This is a genomic window from Actinoplanes sp. L3-i22, from assembly GCF_019704555.1.
Taxonomy (GTDB): domain Bacteria; phylum Actinomycetota; class Actinomycetes; order Mycobacteriales; family Micromonosporaceae; genus Actinoplanes.
In genome coordinates this window covers 3,762,576-3,782,724 of record NZ_AP024745.1, presented here as the reverse complement: position 1 = coordinate 3,782,724, position 20,149 = coordinate 3,762,576, and the positions used below count along the sequence as shown (strand labels likewise).

The window sequence follows — 20,149 nt, the reverse complement described above, 5'->3', positions numbered from 1 at the left end:
GAATCGGGTTAGACCGCGACCCGCAGCGGAGGCTGATACGCGGGCACCTCCGCGGCCGGCATCGGCCTCGCGTAGTGGTAGCCCTGCGCGTACCGATAGCCCAGCCGATGCAACTCCGCCGCCTGGGCGGCCGTCTCCACCCCCTCGGCGACGGCCCGCAGGTGCAGCCCGTCGCAGATGTGGATCAGCGCGGCCGTCACCACCGCGTGCTGACCGCCCTCGGTGATGTCGTCGACGAACGACTTGTCGACCTTGAGGATGTCGGCCGGGCAGGTGCGCAGCAGGCTGAGCGACGAGTGGCCGGTGCCGAAGTCGTCGAGCGCGATGTTGACGCCGAGCGCCGCGATCGCCTTCAGCTCGGCGAGGGCCGCGCCGCCGTCGAAGACCGCGGTCTCGGTGACCTCGACGGTCAGCACGTGCGCGGGCAGGCCGGTGCGCCGCAGGACCGCGTCGACGTCCCGGGCGAAGCCGGCCTCGCGCAGCTGGCGGGCCGACACGTTCACGGTGACCGTCTTCGGAGCGGCGTCGCCCAGCTCGTAGAGCCAGGCGGCGGCCTGGCGGCAGGCGTCCTCGAGGATCCACGCGCCGAGCGGCACGATCAGGCCGGTGCGCTCGGCGGCCGGGATGAACACGCCCGGGCTGACCGTGCCCCGCTCCGGATGGTTCCAGCGGACCAGCGCCTCGACGCCGAACAGCTCGCCGCCGGGGATCTCGACGATCGGCTGGTAGAGCAGGTACAGCTGGTCGGTGTCGAGCGCGGTCCGCAGGTCGGCGGAGAGCCGGGACTGCTCGGCGGTCCGCTGGTCCATCTCCGCGGTGTAGCCGACCTGCCGGCCCTTGCCCTGGCCCTTCGCCTCGTACATCGCCACGTCGGCGCGGCGCAGCAGCTCGTCGGCGGTGTCGCCGCCGCGCGCCGGGGCCAGGCCGAAGCTGGCCTCGACGACCAGCTCGTGCCCGGCGGCCCGCAGCGGCAGCCGCAGCTGGGCGGCGATCACGCCGAGGATCGCGGCGTGCTCGCCGGAGCGCAGCAGCAGCGCGTACTCGTCGCCGCCGAGCCGGGCGACGACCGCGTCGGGCGGCAGCCACGCGGCGATCCGGTCGGCGACCGCGATCAGCAGCGCGTCGCCGACCGCGTGCCCGAGGTCGTCGTTGATCTCCTTGAAGTCGTCGAGGTCGACCAGGGCGGCGCTGATCGCCGACGGGTCCTCGGCGAGCGCGGCGTCGATCTCCTCGACCAGGACGGCCCGGTTCGGCAGCCCGGTCAGCACGTCGTGGGTGGCCCGGTGGGCGAGCTCGCGCTGGCGGGCGTCGAGGTCGTCGAGCAGCAGCATGTTGTCCCGCAGCGCGACCAGCTGACGGGCCGCGACCAGCACGGTGACGGTGACCGAGCCGATCGCGATGGCGATCAGATCGGCGGTGTGGGTGAGCGCGCTGAACAGCAGCAGACCGCCGGTGGCCAGCACCGCCGCGTACGGCACCAGGCTCAACCGGCGGGTGACCTCGCGCGGCTGCGGCGGGCCGGCCCGGTTCGCGCGCAGCTGCCGGTCGGCGGCGATGCACAGGCAGAAACAGGTGCTCGGGAGCAGGACGTGCGCGGTGTTCAGGTACGGGTGCGAGGCCAGCAGCGGCGCCAGCGACCCGCCCCCGGCCCCGACCGCGCCGGTCAGCGCCAGCAGGTGCAGCGCCCGCCGGTCGATCGGCCCGGTCCCGGTGAACGCCACCTTGATGAACGCGAAGACACAGATGAAGCCGGCGCCGACCACGATCAGCACGGTGATCGCGCCGGCCACGCTGTCGCCGAGCCAGCTGTGCCAGCGCGGATAGATCAGGTGCCAGCAGAACGTCAGCACGGTGACGATCATCGTGGCGTTGTCCAGGCCGAACCGGACCCACTCGATCCGGGAGCGGTACACCCCGGGGATCCGCAGCAGGCCCCACATGATCGCGGCCAGGCCGGCGATGTAGAGCCCGGCGGTCCAGCCACTGATGTGCTGGCCCTCCTGGTTGCCGCTGAAGTAGTCATAGGCGTTGCCGGCCGCGCCGAGCCCGATCAGCACGATGCCGACCGCGTTGTAGCGCCACATCGTGCGCCCCTGCGCGGAGGCCCGCCACGAGGTGACCATCGCGACCGGCACGGCCACCAGCAGCGGCAGCCAGCCGATCGCGGGCGGGGTGCGGACCATCAGGCCGATCGAGAACCAGATCGCGGCGACCACGACCAGACCACCGGAGAGCACGAGCGTACGAGTCAGCCGCCACGGCGGGACAACCGGCTGATTCGTCACGGCGCTCTCATCGGCTCGGGCGAGGCATCCTTGAGCAGCTTGCCCAACGACCTTACGCCGCTAGGTCATCTTCGCCCGCGCCGACCGCCGGGTTCGCGACCACATCTGCCGATGTCCGGACCGAACAACGTCAAATTCTTCATTGCCTACGCTGCGGCCAATAACTGATCGTCGCTCCCGCGGGGACCCTTCCGGGCCTCGCAGGGCGCAGGGCGCCCAGAACGCGAGACCCTCCAGGGCGACGTCCGCGGGTGGTTGCGGTTTCAAAAAACAAAACGGCGGTCAGGCGGGGAAACGCTCCCAGACCCGGTGTGACGCCATCAACTGCTGGACGGCCGTCAGCACGCCGGCCGCGGTGTCGTGCGTGACGACGCCCGGGGTGTCCGCCAGGCCGGTCTCGCGCAGCAGCTCGGCGCCCGGGCCCCAGCCGCCGAGCGCCTTGGCGTGCCGCCAGGACTCGTCGATCAGCAGGCGCACCCGGGGGTCGACCGACGCCGTACCCGAAGGCCCGGCTTTTTTGTCGCGGCCCGAACCCGGAGCCGCGGCCGCAGCCGGAACCGGGGTCGCGTCCGGCGCCGGGGCGGGCGCGGCGGCCAGCAGGACCGCGTCGAACTCGATCGAGCGCGCGGTCGCGAACGTCCGCTGCACGGCCAGCCCGCCGATCTCGCCCCCGTGCGGCCCGATGACCAGCGGAACCATCCCGGCCGCCAGGATCGCCGTGCGGAGTTCGGCGACCCCGTCCGGCTCGGTGTCCCCGACGACGATCCCGACCACCCGCCCGTCGGCCGGCCACTCTCGCCCGAGCTGGGACAGCGCCGGACTCGGCGTGACCTCGGGCAACGCGGCCGCCGGCTCCGGCGCGGGCAGCCCCAGCCCGGTGGCCACCGACGAGCAGAGCACCGGGTCGATCTCGGCCAGGCACCGCAGCTGCCGTTCCTTGATCTCCGAACGCAGGATCTTGCTGAGCTCGAACGTGTACGCCCGGACGATGTGGTCCCGCTCGACCGGCGTCATGCTCTGCCAGAACAGCCGCGCCTGGCTGTAGTGGTCGTCGAACGACGCCGGGTTCTGCCGGATCTTGGGTGCTTCGGCCACGGTGACCGGCACGTCGACGAACGCGCCCTCCTCGGTCGGGTGCGGATTCCCGCCGCCGAGCGAGTTCGGGTGGTACGCCGCGATCCCGGCGTGCACCGCGTGCTGGTGGGCGCCGTCCCGGAGCAGGTCGTTGACCGGCGCGTGCGGCCGGTTGACCGGGATCTGGTGGAAGTTCGGCCCGGACAGCCGGGTCAGCTGGGTGTCCACGTAGGAGAAGAGCCGCCCCTGCAGCAGCGGATCGTTGGTGACGTCGATGCCGGGCACCAGGTTCCCGAGGTGGAACGCGACCTGCTCGACCTCGGCGTGGAAGTTCGCCGGCGCCCGGTTCAGCACGAGTCTGCCGACCGGCTGCACCGGGGCGAGCTCCTCCGGCACCAGCTTGGTCGGGTCGAGCAGGTCGATCCCGGCGAACGTCTCCTCCGGGGTGTCCGGGAAGACCTGCAGCCCGAGCTCCCACTCCGGGTGGGCGCCGGCCTCGATCGCGTCGTACAGGTCGCGGCGGTGGAAGTCCGGGTCCAGCCCGCAGGCGAGCTGCGCCTCCTCCCAGACCAGCGAGTGCACACCGAGCTTCGGCTTCCAGTGGAACTTCACCAGGACGGTCGCGCCGGCGTCGTTGACCAGGCGGAACGTGTGGACCCCGAAGCCTTCCATCATCCGGTACGACCGGGCCAGGCCCCGATCCGACATGTTCCACAGGGTGTGGTGCTGCGCCTCGGTGTGCAGCGTGACGAAGTCCCAGAACGTGTCGTGCGCGCTCTGCGCCTGCGGGATCTCCCGGTCCGGGTGCGGCTTGGCGGCGTGGATCAGGTCCGGGAACTTGATCGCGTCCTGGATGAAGAACACCGGCATGTTGTTGCCGACCAGGTCGAACGTGCCCTCGTCGGTGTAGAACTTGGTCGCGAAGCCGCGGGTGTCCCGGACGGTGTCGGCGGAGCCGCGGGAGCCGAGCACGGTCGAGAATCGTACGAAAACCTCGGTCTTCTTGTTCTTCTTGAGGAACCCGGCGCGGGTCAGGCCGTCAGCCGCGCCGTAACCGACGAACGTGCCGTGCGCGCCGGCGCCGCGGGCGTGCACCACCCGCTCCGGGATGCGCTCGTGGTCGAAGTGCGTGATCTTCTCGCGGAAGTGGTGGTCCTGCAGCAGGATCGGGCCGCGTGGGCCGGCCTTCAGTGAGTGGTCGGTGTCGCGCAGCCGCGCCCCCTGCGCGGTGGTCAGGTACTCGCCCTGCTGGCCGGACTCGGCCGGGTTCGGTGATGCCATCCGGACAAACTCCCTCAATAAGGTTTATTCGACCGGTGTGTCGAGTACCCCGGGCCACCCCGGACAAACGATCCCGCCCAAGGTCAATCCGGGGTGGCGGGGCCCATCGCCCTCACATAGAGTGCGCACAATTCTTTGCCGCCGACCCCCGTTTGTGAGCCCGACGATGGCTGCTCTCGCCCTCAACTTCCGGCGTCCCCCGGGCGCTTTCCTCTACAACATGACCAAGCCCCGCCTGACCATCGACGGCCACGACGTGGTGGTGCACGACTGGGGGCAGCAGTACTACGAGCTGATCCCGGGTGGGCCGCACCACCTCGAGATCTTCGTGCCGTACATGTTCCCGCGCCGGGTCGGCCGCGCCAAGCTCGACTTCATGGTCCCGGAGGAGGGCGTCGCGCTGGAGTACATGGCGCCGTCGTTCACCTTCGCCAAGGGCAACCTGGGCGCCCCCGGCCAGCAGAAGTCGGCCGCCCAGAAGTCGGTCTGGGCGTTCAGCATCGGCTTCGTCGCCCTGGTCCTGATCGCCAACGTCATCCTGCGCCTGCACTCGTAGCGACCGTTCCATGGTGGGGCTAGCCCCACCATGGAACGACCAGCTCGCCCCATCGAACACGCGGGCGTCGATGAATAGCGTCACAGGCATGACGACGACGCAGCTGGACCCCGTGCTCGTTCCCGGGCCGGCTCTGCGGTTCGTGCCGCGGGCCGGGCTCGACACCCGGTACGTGCTGACCGGGTTTCCGCTGGCCATGGCCGCGTTCACGGTCTGTGTCACCGGCTTCACGGCCGGGCTCGGGCTGGCGGTCGTCTGGCTCGGCGTACCCCTGATGATCTTTGCCCTGGGCATGTCCCGGGGTTTCGCGGAGAGTGAGCGCGGGCGGATCGCGGCCGTGCTCGGCGAGCCGGTCGCCCGGCCCGGGTACCGCACCACCGAGTCCCGCAACGTGCTGATCCGGCTGCTGACCGCGCTCGGCGACCGGCAGACCTGGCGGGACCTCGCGCACGCCGGGCTGCGCTGGCTGCCGAACACGCTCTCGGTCACGCTGACCATGACCTGGTGGGCCGGCCTGCTCGGCGGTCTGACCTGGGGACTGTGGGGCTGGGCGCTGCCGAGCCACGACGTCGAGCTGCCGGAGCTGCTCGGGCTCGGCGACTCCTACCTGACCATCGTGATCTTCTACCTGGCGGTGGCGTTCTTCTTCGCCGGCACGCTGCCCGCGGTGGTGGGCGCCGCGGCCCGGCTCGAGGCCCGCTTCGCCCGCGCCCTGCTCACCTGAGCGGGCTCACCGCACCGAGTCCATGTGCAGGCGGATGCTCGTCGCGCCCGGGCGCGTGTCGATCCGGACGAAGTCGCACAGCTGGTTGGCCAGCAGCAGGCCGCGCCCGCCCTCGCTGGTCGCCGACGGCGGGATCCGGCCGGCCAGCGGGTCGATGATCTGACCGCCGTCGTCGACCTGGCAGACCAGCACGTGCGGCTCGGACCAGACCGCGACCACCCCGCCGCCGGGACTGTGCAGGATGGTGTTCTCGGCCAGCTCGTTGACCGCGACGACCAGGTCCTCGGCCCGGATCTCGGAGAGGCCGGCCTGCCGGGCGTGCCACCCGGTGAAGCCCCGGACCGCGGTCAGGTCCGCCACCGTCGCGAAGGCGGTCGTCGCCGCGCCGGCCGGCACCGGCGGGAGTGGCTCGCCGAGACCGGCCGCCGGGTTGTAGAGCGCGCTGGCCCGCCGCTCCCCCGCCGCGATGATCGCCGGATGGGTGCACCACACGTCCCGCACCCACGCGTCCGGCAGACCGGCCGCGTCGTACGGGCACAGCACCGCACCGGGCACGACCAGGTCGAGCAGCGCCTCGTGCTGGAGGCAGGCCGGGTATTCGACGGCGGTCCGACCCGGCCAGACCACCTCCTGGATGATCGCCACCGGCCGGCCGGCGTGCAGGGCGGCGAACGGCAGCAGGGTCCCGGGGATGATCCGCCCGGGGTTGCGGCCGGCGACCGTCATGTCGACGTAGCGGATCTCACCGTCCAGGTCGGCGAGGGCGTCCTGCAGGGCGGCCAGGTTCTTGTCCGGCACCGCGGCCAGCACCGCCTCGCCGGCCGTCACCGCGGCCCGCGCGAACGCCGTGGCGCCTCGGAGGAAGTCGTCGATGTCCTGGTAGAGCAGCGCTGGGTGGTCCCTCACGCGCCGGACTCCACATCGGGCCGTCCGGGGTCCGGGACCGTACCGCTCATCGGGTCCTCCTCCCCACCACCGCTCTTCGGGATAGAGACTAGTCCTGCCCGCCGAGGACAGCGACCGGTGCGCGGGGCGGCGGCTAGCCCGGCCCGCTGAGCACGGGCACCGGCGCCAGGCAGCGCAGCAGCGAGCGGGCCGCCGCGACGACCAGCCGGCGGTCGTGGGTGAGCGCGAAGTCGAACCGCCGACTCCGGTCCGGACCGTCGTCGCCCAGGTCCCGGGCGACCAGGGCGGCCGCCCGGTGCGGACCGACCACGATCACGTTCCACTCGCCGTGCATGGTGTCCGCGGCGTCGAGGTGCGCGCCGCGGACGCCCGGGGCCGGCTCGTCGCTGAGCCCGGAGCCGACCGCGGCGACGAACGGGCTGTGCGCGGCGATCCGGGTGAACCGGGTGGCGGTCGCCGGCGTGAAGTGCCGGGCGTCCTGGAAGCAGGCGAGCAGGACCGGTGGCTCCGGGCCGTCGCCGGCCAGCGCTTCCAGGTGCCGGCTCATCGACATCAACTGGGCCTTCGACGTCCGGGTGACCGGCCGCTCCGCCGCCACCACCTGGAACGGCGTCCGCGCGTCCCCCGTCGACCTGGGCACGTTCGGCAGCGCGCTGGCGTACGGCAGGTCGGCCGGCAACGGTCCGGGCACGCCGAACCAGAAGCCCTGCCCGACCGTCGCGCCCATGCTCCGCGCGACCGCCACCTGCTCGATCGTCTCGATCCCCTCGGCGAGCACGATCGCGCCGCTGGACTCGGCGTACGCGGCGACCGCGGCCACCACCCGGGCGGTGTTCGGGTCGTCCGGCGCCCGCAGCAGCTGCATGTCCAGCTTCACCACGTCCGGGTGCACGAACGGCATCAGCGCCAGCGACATCGGGTCGGCGCCGACGTCGTCGAGGGCGACGCCCCACCCGCTCTCCCGGCAGCTCGCGGTCGCCGCGAGCAGCGCCGCCGGGTCGTGCGCGATGACCCGCTCGGTCATCTCGGTGACCACCCGCAGCCGATGCCGGGCCTGCGCGACGATCGGCGCGAGGTCGGCCGGGCAGTCCGCGCGCCACGCGGTCGGCTCCATGTTGACGAACAGGTTCAGCTCCGGCCCGAACCCGGCCCGCAGCGCCACCCGGTAGGCGGCGGCCCGGCAGATCCAGTCGAGCTCGGCCTCCCGGCCGGCCGCGCGCGCCGCGGCGAACAGCGCCGTCGGCATCTCCAGCGGGGTGCCGGCCGGGCCCCGGCTGAGCGCCTCGAACCCGAGCACCCGACCGAAGGTCAGGTCGACCAGGGGCTGGAACACCGGTGTGATCAGTCGCCGGTCGAGCACTTCGTGGATGTCGGGCACGTCGCCGTAGATCGTCCACGGACGGTCGGACCTTAGTGAGTGTCCGGCCCCAGATGGCCGCGCAGCTTGACGAGCGCCTGGGTGAGCAGCCGGGACACGTGCATCTGGGACACCCCGACCTGCTCGCCGATCTGGCTCTGGGTCAGGTTGCCGTAGAAGCGCAGCGTGACGATCGTCCGTTCGCGCTCGGTCAGGACGGCCAGCGCGGGACCGAGCGCGAGGTGCAGCTCGGCCTCCTCGAACCCGGGGTCGGGGGCGCCGAGGGTGTCGCCGAGCTCGGCGTCGCCGTCCGCGGTGATCGGGGTGGACAGCGAGGTGGGGCGGTACGCGTACGCCCCCTCCAGCCCCTCGATCACCGCTTCCTCGCCGACCCCCAGGTGCCGGGCGATGTCGGCGACGGTCGGGACCCGGCCGAGCGTCTGGATCAGCTCGGTGCGCGCCCGGTTGATCCCCATGTTGAGTTCCTGCAGGCGGCGCGGCACCCGGATGTTCCACATCCGGTCCCGGAAGTGCCGGCGCAGCTCGCCGAGGATGGTCGGGATCGCGTAGCCGGTGAACTCGGCGCCGCGGTCCGGCGCGAAACCGTCGATCGCCTTGATCAGACCGACCGTGGCGACCTGGACCAGGTCCTCCAGCTCGACGCCGCGGCTGGCGTAGCGCCGGGCCAGCCGGCGGGCCATCGGCAGCCACGCGGTGATCGCCTCGCCGCGCTTCCACGACCAGGACGGGTCGTCGCGCGGGGTCTCGACCAGCGTGGTGGCCGGCTCGGTCTCGTTGTCGATCGCTGCGTAGCGCATGACGGTCCCCTTCACCGGGCGGGGGAGGCCACGCGCAGGCGAGAATCGCACCCCCGATGCCCTGACGCACATCTGGACGGAATCTCGGCGCACTGTTTGACCGATGACGGAACCCTAGCCGTACGGCCCGGATCTTGCCAGCCGAAAGTACTAATCGGTCCAGGTGGGTCGGGTATACCACCGGAACGTGTGACGCGTTATGTGTTTGGCCGGATACCGATATGGGCATCGCGGCGGGCACACCGCGACAGGGAGACGACATGGAATTCGGATGCACGATCGAACGGCACGACGATCGGGTCGTCATCGTGCCCGAGGGCGACATCGACGCGGACACCGTCGGCGCACTGCGCCAGGTCCTCCGCCAGACGATCGAGACCCCCGGCTTCACCCAGCTCGAGGTCGACATGCACCAGGTCGCGTTCCTGGACTCGACCGGGCTCGGCGCGCTCGTCGCCACCCGCAAGGCCGCCCTGGCCCGCGGGATCACGTTCCGGCTGACCGAGTTCGGCCCGATGGTGCGCATGCTGCTGCAGGTCACCCACCTCGAAGAGGTGCTGACCGGCGAGCCCGCCACCAACAGCTAGATCAACATCACGATCAACATCATTGCGCCGTACGGACGACGTACGGCGCAATGATGTTGATCGTCAAAAATCAGTGCCAGGGCGCGTGGACCACGCGGTCGACCCGGATCGTCAGCAGCACGCGGGTCTGCTCGCCGCCGCCGTAGTTCTGGTAGGGCCCGCCGGTGTACTTCCGCGAGATCCGGTCGATGCTCTCCCGGGCGCCCTCGGTGTCCGTGCTGATCACCGTGCCGGCCAGCGAGTAGTAGTTGGACGGGTCGGCGCCGTCGAGCACGCTGACCGCGACCCGCGGGTCCCGCTCGATGTTGCGCAGCTTGCGGAAACCCCGCACGGTGTTGATCAGGACGTGCTTGCCGTCGGTGTCCACCCAGGTCTGGGTGAGCTGCGGCGATCCGTCCGGGTTGGTGGTGGCGATCAGGCACGGGCTGGGTGCCTCGAGCAGGTCGATGAGCCGGGTCGGCAGGTCGGTCACGGTGTGGGCTCCTTCCGAGCGCGGCGGCAACCCTAACAACCGTTGATCAACGCCGGGGCCGGAACGGCAGGATGACCGCGCTCCGCTCCTGCTCGGCCAGCGCGGCCGACTGGAAGAAGTCGCTGATCGTCCGCACCGCGATCTCGAACGACGGGTAGTCCATCGGCTTGGTCACGAACGCGCTGGCGTGCTCGCGGTAACTGGCCGTCACGTCCTCGCGCGCCGACGAGGTGGTCAGCACGACCACCGGGATGGTCCGCAGCTCCTCGTCCTGCTTCATCGCGGCGAGCACCTCGTGACCGTTCATCCGCGGCATGTTCAGGTCGAGAAGCACCAGGTCAGGGCGGTGCGCCTCGGCGTAGACGCCCCGGTTGCGCAGGAAGTCGAGCGCCTGCCGCCCGTCCGCGACCCGGGTCACGATCGGCGGGACGTCGGCCGTCTCGAGCGCCTCCTCGACCATCAGGACGTCCGCCTCGTCGTCGTCGACGAGAAGCACGTGCAGGGCTCGAGCGGTGGTCATCCGGGCGGATTACCCAACCGGCCAGGCTTTATCACCCTCGTCCGGGTGACATATCCGACTCGGCTTCCGGGCGGTCTTCGGGGTACGAATCCCGAATGACGAGTTCTCGCGCACTGCGCGTCGCGGCCGGCGCCGGACAGGTCGCGCTCGGCGCCTTCCTGGCCTTCGCCGGCACCTCCCACCTGACCGTCGCCCGGCAGGAGTTCCAGGCGCAGGTCCCGGCCTGGCTGCCGCTCGACCCGGACTTCGTGGTGCTCGCCTCCGGCGCGGCCGAGATCAGCCTGGGGGTGGCGCTGCTCAGCGTCTGGAAACAGCCGGCCCGGGGGCTCGTCGGGGCGGCCGCGGCGGCCTTCTTCGTGGCCGTCTTCCCCGGCAACATCGCCCAGTTCGCCGAGCACAAGGACGGCTTCGGGCTGGACACCGACGCCAAGCGGGCGGTGCGGCTGGCGTTCCAGCCGCTGCTGGTGGCCTGGGCGCTGGGCTGCACCGGAGCGGTCGGCACCCTGCGGTCCCGGTTTAAATCAACGGCCGATTCCTGAGGTACGTGTCAGGATCCTCTCGATTTCACCGGGAGGAACCTGACGTGCGGCAGATCAACGAGCGACTGATCAACTGGGCGAGCCTGCTCGAGGACGAGACGCTGAAGCAGGCCGAGAAGGCGTCCCGGATGCCCTTCATCCACCCGCACATCGCGCTGATGCCGGACGCGCACCTCGGCAAGGGCGCCACGGTCGGGTCGGTGATCCCGACCCGGGGCGCGCTGATCCCGGCCGCGGTCGGCGTCGACATCGGCTGCGGGATGGCCGCCGTCCGCACCCAGTACCGGGTCGAGGACCTGCACCCGGACCTCAGCGGCTTGCGCACCGCGATCGAGCGGGCGGTCCCGCTCTCGGCCGGCGGCTACAACACCGTGCTGACCGAGTCCGCCCGCCGCCGCGTCGACCGGCTCGCCGCGCAGGCGCCCTTCGACCCGGCCGGCTACGCGCCGAACTGGCGGCTGCAGCTCGGCTCGCTGGGCAGCGGCAACCACTTCATCGAGGTGTGCCGGGACGAGCACGGCCGGGTCTGGCTGTTCCTGCACTCCGGCTCGCGCGGCGTCGGCAACAAGATCGCGAGCCATCACATCGAGGTCGCGCGCAAGCTGATGGCCGAGCGCGGGATCGAACTGCCGGACCGCGACCTCGCCTACCTCGAGGAGGGCACCGAGGAGTTCGACGCGTACCTGCGCGAGCTGCGCTGGGCGCAGGACTTCGCGCTGGCCAACCGCGACGAGATGATGGACCGCGTGGTGGCGTGCTTCGCCGCGTTCGCCGGCGGGCCGGTGCGCGAGCTGGAGCGGGTGCAGTGCCACCACAACTACACCGAGCGGGAGACCCACTACGGCGAGACGGTGTGGCTGTCCCGCAAGGGCGCGATCAACGCGGCCGCCGGCGTGCCCGGCCTGATCCCCGGGTCGATGGGCGACGCGTCCTACGTGGTCGTCGGCAAGGGCAACGCCGAGGCGCTGAACTCGTCACCGCACGGGGCCGGCCGGGCGTACTCGCGCTCGAAGGCCCGCAAGACCTTCACCCGGGAGCAGCTGCGCACCGCGATGAAGGGCATCGAGTACCGCGACACCGACGCGTTCCTGGACGAGATCCCGCAGGCCTACAAGCCGATCGACGTGGTGATGCGGGACGCGGCGGACCTGGTCACGATCCGCCACACCCTGCGTCAGCTGGTCAACGTCAAGGGCGACTAGCCACTCAGCAGGATTTCACCGTCTCGACCGTGACCGGGCCGGTGATCGGGACGATCCGGTAGAGGTCCTGCTCACCGATCCGCAGCACGGAGCCGTCCTGCTGGAGCAACTTCCCGCAGAATCGCTGGCCAGCCACGTCGACACGCACCAGCGGCGTGTCGGCGGGCTTGGCCGGCGCGAACCAGGTCAGCACGGCGCCGCCCAGGATGAGCACCACGCCCACAGCGGTGAGCAGCTGCGCCAGCCGGATGGCCCGCTGGGCGTTCCCGACCTCCGTCTCGGTCCAGGCCTTGAGATTCTCGCCGTTCAGCAGGATGTCGTCCTTCGGCGCGCCGGCGGCGGCACGCAGGGCGGCGACGGTCGCAGTCAGCAGTGCGAGCAGCGCCAGGCCGAGCAGCACCGGGACCAGGACCGCGTACGCGGTGTCCAGCCGTGTGAAGTCGTCCTTGCCCTTGACCACGAGAACCGCGCCGATCAGGGCGGTCACCCCGGTCAGGCCGGTCCGCCAGGACTCCGCCTGCTTCCGTACCGCGTCCAGCTGCCCGTACTCGAGCTGACGAGCCCGATCTGTCCACCACAGCGCGTCCCCGCTCACGGCATCTCCACGTGCCAGTTGGCGCCGCAGCCGGTGAAGAGCTCGGTGGCCGGGCGGTTCGGGTGGGAGAGCCCGCACTCACACCTGACCAGACGATTCCGGTCCGGGATCCGTGCTGCGGCCTCCTCCCCCGAGCCGGTGAAAGTCCCCTTGGAACCGGAACCGATGCCGGTCGGCCACACCGTCCGGGTCCGGCCGCCGCACCCCGGGCAGATCCCGCGGACGATCACCTTTCGCCCGTCCGGTTCGGGTTCCACCCGGAAGAACTGGGCCTGGTCATCGTGGAAGTTCAGGGCGTAGTCGATGGTCCGATGGTTCTCGACCGGTTGGGCGTCAGGCATCCGGTTGGTTCCCTTCGTCGACGTCGAACTCCGGTTCCAGGGAGAATCCGAACAGGTCCGCGAACCGTTCGAGACGCGCACGCACCTGGCCGACCGTCTCCTCGATCTCCTCGGCGGCATCCCGCAGGTGTTGCCCGGACACCGGACCGGAGAGTGCCGGCTCCTGCCCGTCCAGGAACGTGGTGAGGACCAGAAGGTCCTGCCAGCACACGATCAGGTCATCGCAGAGCTCGGCCGAGATGGGGATCTTGAGGCCGAGCGGCTCGAACCGCGCAAACCGCAGCCGCGCCTCGGCCAGCGTCCATCCGAACCGCCCAGCGGTCTGCACGAGATAGAGCGGGGTGACCACCCTGATCGGTTCCTCGTTTCGGTAGTCGCCCGAACGGCTCAGAATCGCCGTGTCGAAGACATCCATCCGATGCGTCGAGGCCTCCGCCCGGGACTCGGCATCAATCGATCCGACCGGTGCTCCATACTCTCGGAAGGGCTCCATCATGTCGAGGCATCTCGGCACGGTGAACTGCCAATACGATCCCATCCGCACGATTCCGGACGGACCGTCGGACCAAGTCACCTCTTCGTCCAGAAACTCAATGAACCGAAAGCGGTTCAGCAGCATGTTCACCGTCTGCCATCGCATTCTCACCGGCGAATCAGATATCTTTCCGGGAATCAATGAAATGTCCGCCGTCAGCGGCAATATCTCGCGATAGAATTCGATCGCACGCTTCAGCGTGCCGCCGATGCACGTCGCGAGAAAAATGGTCTCTGGGATCGTGATCGGTCGCCGCGGGTCCACCAGGTCGATCAGGCGACGGCACGCCGCGAGCCGTTCCTCCTCGACCTGGCCATCGTCGACGGTCACATATACGGCCAGGGAGAACAGGGCCCTCATCCCGGTCGGTGGCCGTCGGCTACGGGTCCGCAGGTCGTAGGCGTTCAGTTGATCCTTGATGATGCTGATCTCTTCGTCGGTGGGCACTACGCCCCGATGACGTTCATCGAAATCGGGGACCGATATCAATCCGGCTGAGGTGATCCGGCGGAGACCGTCGAACACGCCCGGAAGATCGGTGCCGTACCGATTCGCCAGAACCATCATGTCGGGCACCCCCAGGCCGACATTGAATTCGTGAACTGTCAGCAGCGCATCGCGCTCGATCGCCGTAATTTCGGCCGGAATCCGATCACGCTTCTGCACGACATATCCGAGCGGGGCCAGCGTGTCGAGGGAATTCAGGATCTCCGCGACCGTCCGGCCGAGGCGTGCACTCAACTGGACGACCTGGTACGGCTGAACCTGCGGGTCGATCCAGCGCTGGGCACTGAGCCCTTTCTGCTCGATCAGCGCGATGTCGGTGAACTCGAAAAGCCGCTGCCCCAATGCCGAGACCAATTCATCGTCAGGTGGAGTCCAATCGGACGGAATCAAGGCCGAGACACGCTCCACCACTTCGCGCAGCGGTAGACGCGTCTTCTGCGACGCCAGCGCAAGCCAGCTGGCCGCATCGGGCCGAGGGACGGCGCCCGGCCGGGTCCAGGCCGGGGTCGCCAGCAGAAGGCGGGCGTCCTCCGTTCCGTCGTCCGGCGATTCCCAGTCCTCGTGGAAGCGGTGCTCCACCGGCGGGATGGCTCGCGCCGATCGCAAATCCAGGCCCGTGACCGCAAAGCGCCGAAGTCTCTGCAGCCGCACCCGAGGCGACTCCTGGCGGTCCGTTGCAACCATGAGCAGTGTCTCCAGCGACGGCATGCCGTCGCTGGCCGTCCATCCGCTCTGGTCGTAGAGGCTGTTGAACACGGCGGAGTCCATCGGCCGGACAAGCGGGAAACCGCCGGCCCGATCGGCCACCGCGATCTCATCGACGACCAAGTGATTGGTGTAGCTGCGCCACACGGCCGCACGCCACGCCACCAGCCAGTCATACCCGCCGGTCCAGCCGTTCAACTCGCCGCTGAACAGCTTCTGATCCACAGAGAGGCAGCCGATCCGGGCCACCGCGGGGTCGTTCTCCTGACTCGCGGGACCCTCCACCCGCAAGGTCCGGCTGTGCTTCACCAGCCAGTCAAAGACCGTCTCGCCGACGACCGGCGAGTTCTCGGTGAGTTCCCACAGCCAGTTGAAAGTGAGCCCGGGCCACGTCGCGAGCTGTGGAAGGGACGCCTCGATCTGCTGATCGATCCACTCCTGGTCCCACTGGCGCAGCCGGTTGCGGTCGACCGTGAACCGCGGCCGGTGTTCCCCGCGCAGGTTCACGACGAGCCCGAACCGCTCCTCGTTCGTCCGGATGCCGTCAGCTATCAGACCGCCTTCACCCGGCACCCACCAAAAATCACTGCCGTAGGGCAATGGCGTCACCGAGGTTCCGTCATAACGCAAGGTGTTCGGTTCCCACCGCACCGGCGCGGTCTGGTCCTCTAGGACCTCGACCTCGAACTCGGAGATCCAGAGCAACCGCCGCATGGTATTCACCACCGACACGTTGTCCTCGGTGAGGTAGAGCCGGACCCGCGTGCCGCCGCCGTGCGGCTCCGAGGCCTTGGCGATCTGGAACAGGCTGCCGCTACTGGCGATCCGCACGCAATAGCCGTGCACGTCGGTCGCGTCGTTGGCGTTCGCCGGCCAGGTCCAGATCTCGATCTCTTCGGCGATCATGAAGTAGCTGAACACGCCTACGCCGAATTGGCTGTTCGGGGTCAGGTCGAGGGGCGGATCGAGGTTCTGCCATGCGGCGAACTCGGAACGGAACGCCGGCTGGTAGGTGAACCGTTCTCCGGCGTTGGCGAAGATCTTCTTCAAGACCTCCTCGCCCATCCCGACGCCGTTGTCCTGACACTCGATGTAGCGGCGCCCGTTGTCCTCGTCCCGGCCCTGCCGGATCGAGATCTTCCCGGACCAGGTTCCGACGTCCTGGTTGCGGCGACGCCGGAACTCCCGTCGGGTCCAGCGATAGCGGCACGCATCGAGGGCGTTCTGGTACAGCTCGCGGATGGCCAAGTCCGGTTCCCCGTAGAGCTGTCGGCCCATCAGCAGCTCTCGGACCTTCTCATCGGAGAGCCGGAACCGAAGCACGGGAGCGGTGAACCGATCTGTGCCGTCGTCCTCCTTCTCCGGACGGAAGTCCCCGGCGACGATCGCGGCGGGCAGCCCGCCGGCCAGGTTCAGGTCGAGTTCCAGCGCGCGCAGCGCACGGTGAATCTTGCCGGAGCGCTCCAGGACCCCTTCCAGCAGCGTGTACCACGCCGGGTGATCGCAAACGGCGTTGAGCCCGAGCGCTCCCTCCTCGTCCAGCGCCCACTGCACCTTCGCGATCTCGTGGTGCAGGGTGACTAGCGAGAGTTCCTCAATCACTCCGATATGGTCGACGATCAGGCTCGGCATCCGTCGGGCGTCCACCGCGAGAACGCCGGCGAGCCAGAGCAGTCCGCCCAGAGTCCGGAAGCGGGGCGAGTGGGCGACGTCCTTCAGTTCAGTCACCAGGGCGTCGTTCGTCTTGCCGCCGTCCGCGCAGTGCAGCAATACACGGAACTGGCTGGGCAGCTCTCGGCGGGTCGGCCCCGGCCCGGCACACACAACTTCACCGATCTTCTCGATCAGCCGGTTGACCTCGTCCTCCTCCGCCAGGGTAGGGCGGCTCCCGAGCCAGCGGTGGACCAGCCACATCGCAAGGGTGTCCCGGACGTCGATCCGGCCTCGCTTACCCAGGCCCTCGGCGCGCCGCCAGACATGTTCGTGTTGGTCATGGGTGATCTCCAAGTCCCGGCGCGCACGCTGGCTGTACTTCATCGCGAAGGTCTGCGGATTGATACCGGCCGCGATCTTCAAGCCGGCGCTGAGCATCACCTCCCGTAGGAACGGGGCGGACACGGCCGCCGCCAGCTCGGTGACGGTGAGCTGGGCACCCTCGGGCAGCAATTGGGTGAGCCGGTCCAGCACCCGCACCGCGTGGTCCGGGGTGGACCAGGGGTCGGCGAGCGCGGCCTCGTCCTGCAGCCGCTGCCGACCCTCCCGCCAGATCTCCGCGCAGTCGGCGATCACCTGCAGGACGACCTCGCGGGTCACGGCCGTGGTCTCCGCATCGGCCGACGATCGGGCCCAGAGCGGGCTCTCCGCGACAGCGTCGTGCCAGGCCATCCCAACCCGCTCACCCAGACAGATCTCGACCTTCCCGACCGGGCTCGCCATCATGTCGTGCTGGGAGAGACTGGCTTTCGGCGTCTGCCGGATCCCGTCGCTGAGCTCGTTGCGCTGCCGCATGCGCTGGATCACGGTCTGGACGACCTCTTCGACCGTCTGAGCCGGAGTGCCGGTGTCGAGTGCCTCTGCCAGCATCTGGGTGAAGTAGCTGCCATCCTCGCTGTAGCTGCTCACCTCACCCGGGCTACAGCTGTTCACGATCACGAAATCGCCGTTCGGCGGGCTGGGGCGCGAGGCGTTCTCCGGCAGCACAAGCGCGCCGGAGACATTGTTCCGGCAGGCATCGACGAAGAACAACACCAGCCGGGCGAGGCTGCTTGGCAGGAGCGGGATGAGGCTGTCCACGTCGAGGCCCTCCGGCTCGGTGAACGCGTCCCCGGGAACCAGGTAGCTCCTGTCCCCGATGACCACGCCGTGGCCGGAGTAGTAGACGATCAGGGTGCCGCCTGGGGGTGCCTCCCGGAACGCCTTCTTCATGGCCTGGCGGATCTGGCTGAGCGACCCGAAGCCGTTGGCCGTGCCGCCGACCCCGCAGGTGGTGACGGCATAGTCGGACTTCTTGAGAACGTCACCCATAAGCTTGACGTCGGCCTCGACGACGTGCGGGAACGCCTCGAAGAGCTCGCTCTGATAGGAGGGGACACCGATGAGCAGGGCGGCGCGTCCGGTCACGTCCACCTTCCTCAAGAGACAGACGGAGGACCGAACGCTATCGAGGCAGCACGCTGGGTGACAAGACTTCCGGCGAAACAGCCGGATTCATTCCGCCCGATCGGCGGAGCGGACAGCGAGTCCCGCCCCGCCGGGGTCGGTCAGGCGCCGAGCGGCGGGTAGTCGATGTAGCCGGTGTGGTCGCCGCCGTAGGCCTTGGCCATGTCCGGGGTGTTGAACGGGCCGCCGGCCCGCAGCCGGGCCGGCAGGTCCGGGTTGGCCAGGAACAGGACGCCGTACGAGACCAGGTCCGCGGTCCCGTCCTCGATCAGCGCGAGCGCGTCCGGGCCGGTCGGGTTCGGGTAGGTGCCCGGGTTCAGCACGAACGTGCCCGGCCACTGGGCGCGCAGCTTGGTGGTCAGCTCCCGGCCGGCGCTCTCGGCGATGTGCAGGTAGGCGAGGTTCAGCGGGGCGAGCCGGGCGAGCAGCGCCGTGTAGAGCTCCTCGACGGACTCCTCGGCGATGTCGTTGTACGTGTTCCCGGGCGAGAGCCGGATGCCGACCCGGTTGGCGCCGACGGCCTCGGCCACCGCCGTGGCCACCTCGGTGGCGAACCGGGTCCGGCCCTCGATGTCGCCGCCCCAGCCGTCGGTGCGCCGGTTCGCGTTCGTCGACAGGAACTGGTGCACCAGGTAGCCGTTCGCCCCGTGGATCTCGACGCCGTCGAACCCGGCCGCGATCGCGTTGCGGGCCGCCGCGGCGAACCCGGCGATCACCTCGGCGATCTCCGCCTCGGTCAGCTCCTTCGGGGTGACCAGGTCCTGCAGCCCGTCGTGGGTGAAGACCTGGCCGGCGGCCGGCACCGCGGACGGCGCGACCGGGCCGAGCTCGCCCGGGAGCATGCTCGGGTGCCCGATCCGGCCGGTGTGCATCAGCTGCGCGAAGATCACGCCGCCGTTCGCGTGCACCGCGTCGGTGACCGTGCGCCAGCCGGCGATCTGCTCGTCGGAGTGCAGGCCCGGCGTGTTCAGGTAGCCCTGGCCACCCTCCGCCGGCTGGGTGCCCTCGGTGATGATCAGGCCGGCGCCGGCCCGTTGCGCGTAGTACTCCGCGTTCAGCTCGGTCGGGCTCAGGCCCGGACCGAACGCGCGGTTACGGGTCATCGGGGACATCGCGATGCGGTTGCTGAGCTTGGTGCCACCGAGGTCGTACGCGTCAAATGCGGTTGCCATGATTCTGAATCCTTCATCCGATAAACGGTTCACGCCGTGAACGAAGTTAGTTCATCACGTGAACGTCCGCAAGTACGATGGCGCTCACCGCACCTCGATGAAGGAGAATGGGCAGGTGAAACCACACCCCGGACTCGGCGACATGCTGCTGGGGCTCTCCGCCACGATCCAGCGCCGCCACGCGCAGATCTGCGCCGAGCACGACCTCACCCCCGCGCAGTCCCAGCTGCTGTGCACGATCAAGGACCAGCCCCGGCGGATGGTCGACCTCGCCGCCCAGCTCGGCATGGCCAAGCCCGCGCTCAGCCAGCTCATCGACCGCATCGAGGCCCGCGGGCTGGTCCGCCGCACGACGTCCGAGCAGGATCGGCGCGTGGTCATGCTGCACGCCACCCCCGAGGGACAAAAAATCGGGCGTGCGCTGTACGAGGACGTCGACGCCCGCCTGCCCGACCTGCTCGGCGCGCTCACCCCGGACGACCAGGAGCAGTTCGCCGGCCTGCTCGCCAAGGTCCACGTGGGGCGATGCCCGCACCGGACGACCTGAGCCGCCGGCGGCGGGACGGGAGTGGCCGGGATGTCGGCGCGGCAACCGTGGTCCCGGCGGATGCCATCGACGCGGCCGACGCCCACGGCAGGCTCGGTGGAGCCCTGCCGGCGGCCTGCACCGGGAGCGGCCTACGTAAAAAAAAAAAAAACCCACCCTCCCAAAGGGGGGCCACCTCCACACCGAGAAGTTTGGCAGGAACGAGCAAGATCATGTCGGCGGGCTGTGGACGGACCGTTGCTGTGGAAAACGCCACCTGACGGCCGG

Annotated in this window: 16 protein-coding genes and 1 pseudogene; 6 read left to right on the top strand and 11 right to left on the bottom strand. The window is 69.9% G+C overall.

The genetic code is table 11. The annotated features are described in order from the left end of the window. Positions 1-8: 8 nt before the first annotated feature. Together L3i22_RS16730 and L3i22_RS16725 are read right to left on the bottom strand one after the other, a co-directional pair. Complete coding sequence (locus L3i22_RS16730) at positions 9-2,285, bottom strand: bifunctional diguanylate cyclase/phosphodiesterase (protein ID WP_221327890.1); 2,277 nt, start codon at positions 2,283-2,285, stop codon at positions 9-11. A gap of 282 nt (positions 2,286-2,567) precedes the next feature. Next, positions 2,568-4,625, bottom strand: a pseudogene (locus tag L3i22_RS16725) (catalase); the annotation flags it as partial. A gap of 235 nt (positions 4,626-4,860) precedes the next feature. Between L3i22_RS16725 and L3i22_RS16720 the strand changes: the two are divergent. Both L3i22_RS16720 and L3i22_RS16715 read left to right on the top strand, forming a co-directional pair. After that, entirely contained in the window at positions 4,861-5,196 is a 336-nt protein-coding gene (locus L3i22_RS16720) for a hypothetical protein (RefSeq protein WP_221327888.1), read from the top strand. Between the two features lie 88 nt (positions 5,197-5,284). Next, positions 5,285-5,920 carry a sensor domain-containing protein gene (locus tag L3i22_RS16715; RefSeq protein ID WP_221327887.1) on the top strand — a complete coding sequence of 212 codons (636 nt, stop codon included), beginning with the start codon at positions 5,285-5,287 and terminating at the stop codon, positions 5,918-5,920. Between the two features lie 6 nt (positions 5,921-5,926). Here the strand turns inward: L3i22_RS16715 and L3i22_RS16710 are convergent, their stop codons facing one another. From L3i22_RS16710 to L3i22_RS16700, 3 genes are all read right to left on the bottom strand, one after another. Beyond that, positions 5,927-6,826: an anti-sigma factor RsbA family regulatory protein gene (locus L3i22_RS16710; protein WP_221327886.1), complete on the bottom strand. Its 900-nt coding sequence runs from the start codon at positions 6,824-6,826 to the stop codon at positions 5,927-5,929. A gap of 133 nt (positions 6,827-6,959) precedes the next feature. After that, the gene (locus L3i22_RS16705; RefSeq protein WP_221327885.1) at positions 6,960-8,204 is read right to left on the bottom strand and encodes an EAL domain-containing protein; all 1,245 of its coding nucleotides are present in this window, start codon (positions 8,202-8,204) and stop codon (positions 6,960-6,962) included. Positions 8,205-8,236: 32 nt separating this feature from the next. Then, positions 8,237-9,001, bottom strand: coding sequence for a SigB/SigF/SigG family RNA polymerase sigma factor (locus tag L3i22_RS16700; protein ID WP_221327884.1), 765 nt, complete (start codon positions 8,999-9,001; stop codon positions 8,237-8,239). Positions 9,002-9,261: 260 nt separating this feature from the next. Here L3i22_RS16700 and L3i22_RS16695 point away from each other — a divergent pair, with 260 nt between their 5' ends. After that, on the top strand, positions 9,262-9,588 hold the full coding sequence (locus L3i22_RS16695) for an STAS domain-containing protein (protein WP_221327883.1): 327 nt from the start codon (positions 9,262-9,264) through the stop codon (positions 9,586-9,588). Between the two features lie 70 nt (positions 9,589-9,658). Here the strand turns inward: L3i22_RS16695 and L3i22_RS16690 are convergent, their stop codons facing one another. Together L3i22_RS16690 and L3i22_RS16685 are read right to left on the bottom strand one after the other, a co-directional pair. Then, entirely contained in the window at positions 9,659-10,060 is a 402-nt protein-coding gene (locus tag L3i22_RS16690) for a PPOX class F420-dependent oxidoreductase (protein WP_221327882.1), read from the bottom strand. A 46-nt stretch (positions 10,061-10,106) separates the two neighbouring features. After that, on the bottom strand, positions 10,107-10,580 hold the full coding sequence (locus L3i22_RS16685; RefSeq protein ID WP_221327881.1) for a response regulator: 474 nt from the start codon (positions 10,578-10,580) through the stop codon (positions 10,107-10,109). Between the two features lie 95 nt (positions 10,581-10,675). Here L3i22_RS16685 and L3i22_RS16680 point away from each other — a divergent pair, with 95 nt between their 5' ends. Both L3i22_RS16680 and L3i22_RS16675 read left to right on the top strand, forming a co-directional pair. Then, entirely contained in the window at positions 10,676-11,119 is a 444-nt protein-coding gene (locus L3i22_RS16680; protein WP_221327880.1) for a hypothetical protein, read from the top strand. A 44-nt stretch (positions 11,120-11,163) separates the two neighbouring features. Beyond that, on the top strand, positions 11,164-12,321 hold the full coding sequence (locus L3i22_RS16675) for an RtcB family protein (RefSeq protein WP_221327879.1): 1,158 nt from the start codon (positions 11,164-11,166) through the stop codon (positions 12,319-12,321). A gap of 4 nt (positions 12,322-12,325) precedes the next feature. Here L3i22_RS16675 and L3i22_RS16670 read toward each other — a convergent pair whose 3' ends face one another. The 4 genes from L3i22_RS16670 to L3i22_RS16655 form a co-directional block, all read right to left on the bottom strand. After that, positions 12,326-12,916 (bottom strand): hypothetical protein, encoded by a 591-nt coding sequence (locus L3i22_RS16670; RefSeq protein WP_221327878.1) that lies wholly within the window; start codon positions 12,914-12,916, stop codon positions 12,326-12,328. Beyond that, entirely contained in the window at positions 12,913-13,257 is a 345-nt protein-coding gene (locus tag L3i22_RS16665) for a hypothetical protein (protein ID WP_221327877.1), read from the bottom strand. Before L3i22_RS16665 ends, L3i22_RS16670 begins: the two co-directional genes overlap by 4 nt. After that, positions 13,250-18,124 carry a caspase family protein gene (locus L3i22_RS16660; protein ID WP_221327876.1) on the bottom strand — a complete coding sequence of 1,625 codons (4,875 nt, stop codon included), beginning with the start codon at positions 18,122-18,124 and terminating at the stop codon, positions 13,250-13,252. The genes L3i22_RS16665 and L3i22_RS16660 overlap by 8 nt, the downstream gene beginning before the upstream one ends. A 140-nt stretch (positions 18,125-18,264) precedes the next feature. Continuing rightward, positions 18,265-19,335 (bottom strand): alkene reductase, encoded by a 1,071-nt coding sequence (locus tag L3i22_RS16655; protein ID WP_221327875.1) that lies wholly within the window; start codon positions 19,333-19,335, stop codon positions 18,265-18,267. Positions 19,336-19,450: 115 nt separating this feature from the next. Here L3i22_RS16655 and L3i22_RS16650 point away from each other — a divergent pair, with 115 nt between their 5' ends. Then, a complete protein-coding gene (locus L3i22_RS16650; RefSeq protein ID WP_221327874.1) occupies positions 19,451-19,882 on the top strand; it encodes a MarR family winged helix-turn-helix transcriptional regulator in 432 nt (143 codons plus the stop codon). Positions 19,883-20,149: the final 267 nt, after the last annotated feature.